We start from the raw sequence: 1,496 nt of genomic DNA on the forward strand, positions 1-1,496 counted from the left end.
TCGATACCGAAAGCTAAAAATCAGGAATACTATCCATTGGTACCTTCCCAGCATCGGATTTGGGTACTGAGCCAATTAGATGAAGGATCACAGGCTTATATCATGTCAGGAGCTGTTCTTCTTAAAGGCGAGTTGGATATAGACAAATTTAAAAGAGCTTTTGACCTATTGATCGACAGACATGAGATATTAAGAACCTGTTTTAAAATTAATGAGGAAGGAGAAGTCCATCAATATATTGTAGATGGTCATGAGTTAAACTTTGATGTTGTTCTTTTTGATTTTAAAGACAAGTCAAAACAAACAATTGACCAGCACTTACATCAAGAACAACACAACCCTTTTGACCTAACAAAAGCACCTTTGTTAAAAGCTTCGTTGTTACAAACAGAAGAGAAAGTTCATTTGTGTTCGTTTGTGATGCACCATATCATAGGAGATGGCTGGTCAATGGAATTACTGATGTCAGAAGTCATTACCACCTACAATGAGCTTCTTAGGAACGATAAATTCGAAAGCGAAAAACGCTCTTTACAGTACAAGGACTATTCAGTTTGGTTACAATCACAATTGAAAAGTGAATCCTATCAAACTTCAGAAAGGTATTGGTTGGATAAATTTCGGGGAGAGCTGCCTGTATTGGATTTGCCTAGCTTTAGACAGCGCCCAGCCATACAGACCTATAATGGCAAAACTGTCAATCATCAATTCTCCAAGACGTTTTTATCCAAATTAAAACAGTTTTCGCAAGAGCATGAGGTTACCTTGTTTATGACCTTGATGACAGGGGTGAATGCTTTACTCTATCGTTATACAAATCAAAGTGATATCATCATTGGAACTCCAATAGCAGGGAGAGATCATCCAGATCTGGAAGATCAAATAGGATTATACCTAAATACGTTGGCGATTCGCACACAGATTGGGGATGGCTTTAGTAGCGAAGACCTATTGCAACAACAAAAGCAAACCTTGTTGGAAGCCTATGAGAATCAAAGCTATCCTTTTAACGAACTCGTTAGCAAACTTGACATATCAAGAGATACTTCCCGTTCGGCCTTGTTCGATGTGATGGTGGTGCTACAAAACCAATCACAACTTTTCAGTATAAAAAGAGACAATGATTTAGAAGGAATACAAGTTGAAGCCTACCAAATTGAAAATACAAACTCAAAATTTGACATCAGTTTCACTTTTGCAGAAACAGAAGGATTGGAACTTAGCATAGAATACAACACAGATATCTATCATGAATTCTTAATAGAACGAATGCTTGTTCATTATGAGAATTTGATGACTCATGTCATTGATAATCCTAAAGCATCAGTATCATCCATAGCCTATATTACTGAAGAAGAAAAGAATCAATTACTCCAAGAGTTTAACGACACCAAGGTTGATTTTCCAAAAGATAAAACCATAGTCGATTTATTTGAAGAACAGGTAAAAAAGACTCCAAACAATATTGCCGTAGTGTTTAACAAGCAAGAATTAAC

The 1,496-nt window shown here is 36.5% G+C and carries 1 protein-coding gene; it reads left to right on the forward strand.

Features of this window, described 5'->3' with window-relative positions:
* A partial coding sequence (locus tag ACFSQJ_RS14270; RefSeq protein ID WP_377767649.1) for a condensation domain-containing protein occupies window positions 1–1,496 on the forward strand: 1,496 nt, incomplete at both ends.

The organism is Croceitalea marina (genome assembly GCF_042684265.1).
Lineage (GTDB): Bacteria > Bacteroidota > Bacteroidia > Flavobacteriales > Flavobacteriaceae > Croceitalea > Croceitalea marina.